The 8364-nt window shown below is 71.0% G+C and carries 8 protein-coding genes and 1 pseudogene; 2 read left to right on the top strand and 7 right to left on the bottom strand.

The window, feature by feature from the left end:
• A partial coding sequence (locus ACVNF4_RS28725; protein WP_461805797.1) for an FHA domain-containing protein occupies positions 1 to 541 on the top strand: 541 nt, incomplete at its 5' end.
• A gap of 189 nt (positions 542 to 730) precedes the next feature.
• On the opposite strand, the gene ACVNF4_RS28720 is transcribed toward ACVNF4_RS28725, so the two are convergent.
• Positions 731 to 1642, bottom strand: a complete 912-nt coding sequence (locus ACVNF4_RS28720) for a methyltransferase domain-containing protein (protein ID WP_461805796.1) — start codon at positions 1640 to 1642, stop codon at positions 731 to 733.
• 85 nt (positions 1643 to 1727) lie between these two features.
• On the opposite strand from ACVNF4_RS28720, the gene ACVNF4_RS28715 reads away from it, so the two are divergent.
• Positions 1728 to 2132: a globin gene (locus ACVNF4_RS28715; protein WP_461805795.1), complete on the top strand. Its 405-nt coding sequence runs from the start codon at positions 1728 to 1730 to the stop codon at positions 2130 to 2132.
• 9 nt (positions 2133 to 2141) lie between these two features.
• On the opposite strand, the gene ACVNF4_RS28710 is transcribed toward ACVNF4_RS28715, so the two are convergent.
• From ACVNF4_RS28710 to ACVNF4_RS28685, 6 genes and pseudogenes are all read right to left on the bottom strand, one after another.
• Entirely contained in the window at positions 2142 to 2813 is a 672-nt protein-coding gene (locus ACVNF4_RS28710) for a hypothetical protein (RefSeq protein WP_461805794.1), read from the bottom strand.
• On the bottom strand, positions 2810 to 3220 hold the full coding sequence (locus ACVNF4_RS28705; RefSeq protein WP_461805793.1) for an acyl-CoA thioesterase: 411 nt from the start codon (positions 3218 to 3220) through the stop codon (positions 2810 to 2812). The genes ACVNF4_RS28710 and ACVNF4_RS28705 overlap by 4 nt, the downstream gene beginning before the upstream one ends.
• A gap of 2 nt (positions 3221 to 3222) precedes the next feature.
• Positions 3223 to 4887 carry an energy-dependent translational throttle protein EttA gene (ettA, locus tag ACVNF4_RS28700; protein WP_461805792.1) on the bottom strand — a complete coding sequence of 555 codons (1665 nt, stop codon included), beginning with the start codon at positions 4885 to 4887 and terminating at the stop codon, positions 3223 to 3225.
• A 611-nt stretch (positions 4888 to 5498) separates the two neighbouring features.
• A complete protein-coding gene (locus ACVNF4_RS28695; RefSeq protein ID WP_461805791.1) occupies positions 5499 to 6908 on the bottom strand; it encodes a TQXA domain-containing protein in 1410 nt (469 codons plus the stop codon).
• A gap of 289 nt (positions 6909 to 7197) precedes the next feature.
• The gene (locus ACVNF4_RS28690) at positions 7198 to 7629 is read right to left on the bottom strand and encodes a single-stranded DNA-binding protein (RefSeq protein WP_461805790.1); all 432 of its coding nucleotides are present in this window, start codon (positions 7627 to 7629) and stop codon (positions 7198 to 7200) included.
• 300 nt (positions 7630 to 7929) lie between these two features.
• A pseudogene (locus tag ACVNF4_RS28685) lies at positions 7930 to 8364 on the bottom strand (ATP-binding protein); the annotation flags it as partial.

Here is an 8364-nt window from a genome sequence, read left to right as displayed (position 1 = left end):
CAACCAGCCCGGCACCCCGCCGGGCACCCCGCCCGGCCCCGCGTTCGGCGGCGCCGAGGACGACTGGGTGATATCCCCGCCCACCTCCGGCGCACCCGCAGGCGGCTACGGCTACCCCCAGCCCGGACAGCCCGGCGGCACCTGGACGGCGACGGTCGCCCCCGACCGTGACTACTTCATGGCGATGATGCAGCGCTCGGGCCCCGAGGCGACCGGCCTCAACCTCCCGGCCTACTCCCCCGAGCAGCAGCGCACCCTCACCGGCAACCAGGTCACCATCGGCCGCCGCCGCCACTCCACCGGCGAGACCCCCGACATCGACCTCTCGGTCCCCCCGGAGGACCCCGGCGTCTCCCACCAGCACGCCGTCCTGGTCCAACAGCCCGACGGCACCTGGGCCGTGGTCGACCAGAACTCCACCAACGGCACCACGGTCAACAACGGCGAGGAACCCATCCAGCCCTTCGTCCCGGTCCCCCTCCAGAACGGCGACAAGGTCCACGTGGGCGCCTGGACGACGATCACGATCAGGCGAAGCTGAGCGGCAGCGCGGTAGCGCACGCAGCGTTGCAGGAGCGGGGCAGACAGCCGGGAACCCGGCGCCGGCCCCGCTCTTTGCGGTTAGGGGCGCGGGGAACGGCGCATCTTTCAGGGGCGCGGGGAACTGCGCGACCAGCCACAACGCACCCGCACCCGCCGAACAACCGCACCCCCCACCCCCTCAGGCCCCTCACCGCAACCCCCACATACACGCCCCCTCCGGCGAATCCAGCCAGGCCCACGCCCTCCCCTCCCCCACGCTCACCCCATACCGCTCCCGCCCCGGCCTGCCCTCCCTCTCCCACACTTCCCGAGCCTCCCCGCTCCCCAGCACCCCCTGGGTGAGCGCGACGAGAAACCGCACCCCGTCCTCGTCCGCACCCCCTTCCCTCCACTCCTCCCGAGAAACCCCCCGCAACGGCACGAAATAGGCCGGCGTCCGCAGAAACCGCCCCTCGGCCCGCCCCTCCCCCACGACCCTCAAGACGACCAGCCCCGTCGCCAAAGGCACCAGCACCGTCCCCCCGGCCCGACACTGCCGCACCCAGGCCGACGGCACACTCCCCACCCCGCAGGTCGCGACGACCCGGTCGTACGGAGCCCCGTCCGGCACCCCCCGAGCCCCGTCCCCCACCACCACCCGAGGCCGGTACCCCGCCACCGCGAGATGCCGCCGCGCGGACTCGGCGATCTCCGGTTCGAGGTCGATGCTGACGACCCCCCGATCCCCCAGCCGATGCGCGAGCAACCCCGCGTTGTACCCGCTCCCGGCCCCGATCTCCAGCACCCGGTCCCCGTCCCGCACCCCCAGCGCCCCCAGCATGAGCGCCATCAGGGACGGCTGGCTGCTGGACGACACCAGTTCCCCGTCCCGCACCCGGATCGCGAGCGGCACATCCTCGTACACCCCCCGAGCCCACCGCTCCCGCACCTCGGGATCAGGGTCCTCCCCCCACACCCGCCGATACCCGCCCGCCCCGGCGACGTAGTAGTACGGCACGAACACATGCCGGGGCACGGCCAAGAACGCCTCCCGCCACCGAGGCTCCCCCACGAACCCCCCACGCTCCTCGATGACCCGCACCAACTCCCGGACACCCATCCCCCCACTGTGCCCCCGAAGCCGCCTACCGGCGACAGGTCCTAAGCCCCAAGTCCTGGTCCCCTCGATCTGAGACCATGGGAGCGTGAACGAGATTCGGCGCGGCACCCTCCAGCAGCAGACCTTCTACGAGCAGGTCGGCGGTGAGGAGACGTTCCGCCGCCTCGTCCACCGTTTCTACGAGGGCGTCGCCGAGGACCCCCTGCTGAAGCCGATGTACCCGGAGGAGGACCTCGGCCCGGCGGAGGAGCGCCTCGCCCTGTTCCTGATGCAGTACTGGGGCGGCCCGACGACGTACAGCGACAACCGCGGCCACCCCCGCCTCCGCATGCGCCACGCCCCCTTCACCGTCGACCGCGCGGCCCACGACGCCTGGCTGAAGCACATGCGGGACGCGGTCGACTCCCTGAACCTCTCCGAGGACCACGAGGCGACCCTGTGGAAGTACCTGACGTACGCGGCGGCGTCGATGGTCAACGCCCCCGAGTGACACGCCGGTTCACTTCACGCTGAGCCCGAACTCCCCAAGTCCCGCCCGCCGCACGGCGATCGACCCGTACGCCGTGCGCAGCCGCAGCCACGCCCCGGAGGAGAGCAGGCTCACCTCCCGGGTGGAGGGCCGCAGAAACCCGAGCGCCTGCGCGGCGTGAACGGCCCGCACAGGAAGCCCAGTCGCCCCCACCGCCCGGGACCACACCTCCCGCCCGATCCGGTCCAACTCGGCCCGCGTACGACGCTCCGCGGCCAACTCCTCGGTACGCCGCCGGAATTCACCGACGACCTCGGCGACCAGCGCCCGCAACTCCTCGGCGGACGGCAACCCGCTCTCGGCCCGCCAGCCCCCCTTGGGCGGCAGAACTCCGGCCCACGGCGGGCCCGTTACCGCACCCGGCACGCCGACGGTCCCGGCGTCCTCGTCCACCTTCTCCAGCAACTCCCCCGCCGAGACGGTGACATCGAGGTTCGCCTCGATCCCGTCCTCGTACGGTTTCGCGAGCCGTACCGCCCGCACCGCGAGCACCTCGAAGGACGGCGGCCGTCCGAAGACGGCCAGCGCGGTGCCGGACGCCTGGAGACGGACGGCGGCGCCGCGGTCGTAACGCAACAGCCGGGAGAGGAAGGCGGCGAGGTCGGCCGCCTCCCCCTCGTCGGCGAGATGGAGCACCGTCATGCGGCGACGGCCCCCTGAGGGTCGTCCCGGTACTCCTCCAGGAACTCCCGTTCCTCCGCGGTGAGCCGCCGGGGCCGCTCCGCCTCGAAGTCGAACGGGACGATGACGGTGGCCGCCTTGACGTACACGACGTCGTCGTCCTTCACCTCGTAACTCACGGTGAAGGAGGCGGCCCGTATCTCGGTGACCCACAGCTCGATGGTGACCGGCGCGTGCCGGTGGACCAACTGCCGTTTGTAGTCGATCTCGTGGCGCGACACCACCGACCCCTGCTTGAAGTCCTTGTCCGGCCGGAACAGGAAGTCGATGCGGGCTTCCTCCAAGTAGCGCATGAAGACCACGTTGTTGACGTGCCCGTACGCGTCCATGTCCGACCAGCGCAGGGGGCAGAGGTAGATGTGCCGCAAGATCAGCCCCGGGTCAGCTTCTTGTAGGTGGCGCGGTGCGGACGCGCGGCGTCGGCGCCGAGCCGCTCGACCTTGTTCTTCTCGTAGGACTCGAAGTTCCCCTCGAACCAGAACCACTTCGACTCACCCTCGTACGCGAGGATGTGCGTCGCGACCCGGTCCAGGAACCAGCGGTCGTGGGAGATGACCACGGCCGCGCCGGGGAACTCCAGGAGCGCGTTCTCCAGGGAGGAGAGCGTCTCGACGTCGAGGTCGTTCGTCGGCTCGTCGAGCAGGAGCAGGTTGCCGCCCTGCTTGAGGGTGAGCGCCAGGTTGAGACGGTTGCGCTCACCGCCGGAGAGCACGCCGGCGGCCTTCTGCTGGTCCGGTCCCTTGAAGCCGAACGCGCTGACGTACGCGCGGGACGGCATCTCGACCTGGCCGACGTTGATGTAGTCCAGCTCGTCGGAGACGACGGCCCACAGCGACTTCTTGGGGTCGATGTTCTCGCGGCTCTGGTCGACGTAGGAGATCTTGACGGTCTCGCCGACCTTGACCGTGCCGGAGTCCGGGGTCTCCAGGCCCTGGATCATCTTGAACAGCGTCGTCTTGCCGGCGCCGTTCGGGCCGATGACGCCGACGATGCCGTTGCGCGGGAGGGTGAAGCTGAGGTCGTCGATGAGGACCTTGTCACCGAACGCCTTGGAGAGGTTGTTGACCTCGACGACGATGGAGCCCAGGCGCGGGCCCGGCGGGATCTGGATCTCCTCGAAGTCCAGCTTCCGCATCTTGTCGGCCTCGGCGGCCATCTCCTCGTAGCGGGCGAGGCGTGCCTTGGACTTGGCCTGGCGCCCCTTGGCGTTGGAGCGGACCCACTCCAGCTCTTCCTTGAGGCGCTTCTGCCGCTTGGCGTCCTTCTGGCCCTCGACCTTGAGGCGGGTGGCCTTGGTCTCCAGGTACTTCGAGTAGTTGCCCTCGTAGCCGTGCAGGCGACCGCGGTCGACCTCGCAGATCCAGCCCGCGACGTTGTCGAGGAAGTACCGGTCGTGGGTGACGGCCACGATGGTGCCCTCGTACTTGGCGAGGTGCTGCTCCAGCCAGTTCACCGACTCCGCGTCGAGGTGGTTGGTGGGCTCGTCGAGGAGCAGCAGGTCGGGGGCTTCCAGCAGCAGCTTGCACAGCGCCACGCGGCGCTTCTCGCCACCGGACAGGTTCGTGACCTGCCAGTCCCCGGGGGGGCAGCCGAGGGCATCCATGGCCTGCTCCAGCTGGGCGTCGAGGTCCCACGCGTTGGCGTGGTCCAGCTCCTCCTGGAGCTTGCCCATCTCGTCGAGCAGCGCGTCGCTGTAGTCCGTCGCCATCAGCTCGGCGATCTCGTTGAACCGGTCGAGCTTGCCCTTGATCTCGGCGACGCCCTCCTGCACGTTCTCCAGGACCGTCTTGCCCTCGCTCAGCGGCGGCTCCTGCAACAGGATGCCGACCGTGTACCCCGGGGACAGGAACGCGTCCCCGTTCGACGGCTGGTCCAGCCCCGCCATGATCTTCAGGATCGTCGACTTGCCCGCCCCGTTCGGCCCGACCACACCGATCTTCGCGCCGGGGAGGAAGTTCAGCGACACGTCATCGAGGATGACCTTGTCGCCGATGGCCTTGCGCGTCTTGCGCATGGTGTAGATGTACTCAGCCAAGAGAAACCGTCCGGCAGCGTGAATTTGGCAGTGGGCAGATACACCCCATCTTGCCGTACGTCCACCACTCGGGGGAAACGCGTATGGCCGGGGCCTCTGACCAGCCACGGAACATCCGGCGCGCTCCCGGTACCCGTCGTCATCGGTCGTCTTTCGTCGTCGTTCACCGGCCCCCGACCGGCCCAGGGCCTCTCAAACAGCACCCTGGTTCCCATAGGCGATCACCGCCACCAGATGAGAGCCCCCACTCCACCTGGTCCACCCCCCGGGGACCGCCTGGAGGCCACCGTCTCCGCGCGCCGAGCCACAGGCCGGCCGACGGCGCCCCCGTGATCGGCCTCCCCTATCGGGAAACAGCCCCTCCACCACCCCAGCTCATCGGCAGGCCCGCCCGATCCCGGTGACCGATTCCGCCACAGGAGCCGAGGCTCCGGACACCCCAGCCCACCGGACCGGCCACGTACACGCCCGGCTCCCCCAGCTCCCCCGGCCCCCGGAGCCCGACGACACCCGCGCCCCTCGGCCCACCCCACCGGCCCCGTGCACCGCCCTCAGCCCCGTCTCGCCCATCCTCCCGATGCAGCACCCACGCAGGCCTCCGCCATCCCCCCCTACTCCCCCACCCCCTGCTTCTTCCGAGCCGTCAGCACCAACACCGTCCCCCCGATGAGCACCAGCCCAATAGCGGTCCCGGCGATCAGCGGGGTCGTGCTGTCCGTGCCGGTGGCCGCGAGGTTGGTCGGGGTGGTGGGGAGGACCGTCGCGGGGGTGGGGTCGCTGTAGGTCTGGGTGGTGAGGTTGGACACCGTGTGGGACTGGGTCTTGCAGTCGAGGACGCCGGTGAAGCGGGGGGACGTGCCCTGAGGCGTCGTGAGGGTGAAGTCGTAGAGCTGGTCCTCCTGGAGGGGGACCGTCACCGTACGGGTCTCGCCCGCCCCGATCGTGTACTCGGCGGTGAGCAGGGTGAACGTGTACGGCTGGTCGCCCTTGTTCGCCGCGGTGATGTCGAGCCCGCTCCTGAGGCAGTCCCGCGCGGCGGACAGCGCCGGCACGGCCCCGGCCCCGGCCCAGCTCGCGACGGCCGTCGCGGACACCGTCGACTCACTGGACCCGGCGAGGATCTGCGTCTGGCTGCGCCCCTCGGAGACGAACGCCCGCCCCACGGGCACGGTCGTCGAAGCCTGGAGCGTCACCTGCGCCGACCCCGCGGGCGCCTTCGGCGGCACCTGGAAGTACAGCCGGCTCCCGTCGGCCGCCGCGGTCACCTGCTCCCCGTCCTCGTCGACCACCTTCACCCCGGTGATCGCGGCGTCCGGCGGCGGCGTCACGGACACCGCGCCCGCGCCGGTGTGCACGGTCACCGGCCCGAGCAGTCCTCCCGGCTTCCCGGAGACCGCGGGGCTGTCGACGGTCAGCGACGCCGACGGCTCCGCCGCGTCACCGGCCGCCTTCTCCAGGTAGTCCGCGAGCTGCCGGGCCTGCGGGTCGACCGCGTCGACGTCGGCCCCGTCGGAGTACCGCCAGATCGCGACCTGCGTGCCCGCCGCCGCGTCCTGCTCGGTGAGCCCGCCGGTGATCCCGGCCTTCTTCGCGAGCGACGTCAGGTCGTTCACCTGCGGGTAGGAGTTCTGGAGGATCCAGCCGATCCGCCCCGCCCGCTTGTTCGCGGCCAGCGAGGTCCCGCTCCACGGCGTCTCGTGGTACTTCGCGTCCTTCTGCGTGGGGGTGTAGACGTCGACGCAGTACGTCAGGAGCATGCCCCCGCCGTCGACGGACATCTCGAACAGGCCCGCCGGGATCTCCTGGTCCCCGCTCTCCTCGTGGAGCACCGCGCCGCCGTAGACCTTCAGTCCGCCTATGGTCGCGGTCGCCCCGCCCTGCCCCTGCGTGGCGGTGTCGGCGGCGGCCTGTCCCGCGCCGGCCAGGATGGTGGCGGCGGCCAGGCCGGACATCAGGGCCGCGGCGGCGGCGCGAACCGCTCCTCGCCCTCGGGCGATCGGCACGGTGATCGAAGAAAGCACGCAATTCCCCTTCGAGCGGGACCCGTTGACGTGGGGGACGGGGCCCCACCAGCAGAATCGGAAGCCACGAGGACTATGCCGCGATCCTAGAGACGCGGCGCGGCCCCTTTCCCAGTCAGATCGTCGGGCAACCGATCCGAATCGGAATCGTTATCCCAAGATCACTCCGGTCGGCCGGAGAGCCGGGGTTATCGACAAATCCACCACCTTTCAAGGCAGTTGATCCACCTCGTGGACGGCGTGATCCATCGATAAGCCCCAACCGGCCCTTTTCACCCGCCTCCTGACATCACGCCACACTCACCGCCTCCCGCTCCGCCCGCACCTCCCACTCCGGCTCCGCGCGCCCGCCCGCCGGCTCCGCCCTGGCCCCCTTGACGAACGCCGAGGTGCCCCGCGCCAGATCGTGTCCGATCGCCACCGCGTCGATGTCGGCCGACATCCAGTTCTGCCCGTCGCGCATGTCCGCCCGCACTTTCAGCCTCCCCTGCACGACCACCGGGTCCCCGACCGACAGCGACGCCGCCACGTTCACGGCGAGTTGCCGGTTGGCCCACACCGTGAAGAAGTTGGTGTGGCCGTCGACCCACTCGTTCTTCTCGCGGTCCCAGTACCTCGCGGTCGCCGCCAGCCTGAACCGCGCCGAGCCCCCGCTCGCGAGTTCCCGGTAGACGGGCTGCGTCGCGACGTTCCCCACCGCGGACATCGTGACCTCGTTCATCGCGTTCTCCCCTCCGAGGCGACCACGCCCTTCGCGATCGCCGTGGGGCCAGACTGCGCCGGCCGCGAGTCCCCCGCCCGGCCCTGTGGACAACCCCCACCCTGTGGAAAACCCGGTCACTCCATCGAGTGAACCCGCGTCACGCGGCCTGTGGACCACCTGTCCGGATCACCCTCCGTGACCCCGCACAGTCAGGCTCATGACAACCCTCTCCCGCCGAATCGCGGCCACACCGAAAACGCGGCGGCGCCGACACCCACCGGCATCGCCACCGCCGCGCACCCCTCCCCGAGGCCGGCCCTACCGGCCCCCCACCCCCACGACCCGCCCGTACTGCTCCCTCACCTCCCGGTACCGCAACAGCTCCGCCGCCACCGGATCGAGCACCCTCGCCCGCCCGCACCCGGCAGCGGCCTCCCGCAGCCGCCGCTCCGCGTCCTGCCCGTACCGCCGCGCGGGCCCGCGCGCGGCCATCCGGCAACTCCACTCGACCAGCGGCCCTCCGACGATCCCGACGACCATCAGCAGCACCGGAACCCCGAGATTGGGCGCCGTCACCCCCGCGATCTGCGCGACCAGCCAGAGCCCGCCGACGATCTGGAGGACCGTCATGGACGCCTGCGCGAACACGGCGACCGGCCACCACCCGGGACGCGGCGGACGCCCCGGCGGCAGCCCCGCGCGCGCGGCGAGGTCGTCCAGCGCCTCCGGGAGCCCCTGCGCGCCCCGTACGGC

It is taken from the genome of Streptomyces sp. S6, from assembly GCF_054880855.1.
Note: the sequence above shows the minus strand (reverse complement) of the source record. Positions and strands in the feature narration are given on the sequence as shown.

Bases quoted from the DNA above. Each gene is read 5' to 3' on its own strand.
- ACVNF4_RS28720 (WP_461805796.1), bottom strand. From the start codon at position 1,642: ATGGGTGTCCGGGAGTTGGTGCGGGTCATCGAGGAGCGTGGGGGGTTC.
- ACVNF4_RS28710 (WP_461805794.1), bottom strand. From the start codon at position 2,813: ATGACGGTGCTCCATCTCGCCGACGAGGGGGAGGCGGCCGACCTCGCC.
- ACVNF4_RS28690 (WP_461805790.1), bottom strand. From the start codon at position 7,629: ATGAACGAGGTCACGATGTCCGCGGTGGGGAACGTCGCGACGCAGCCC.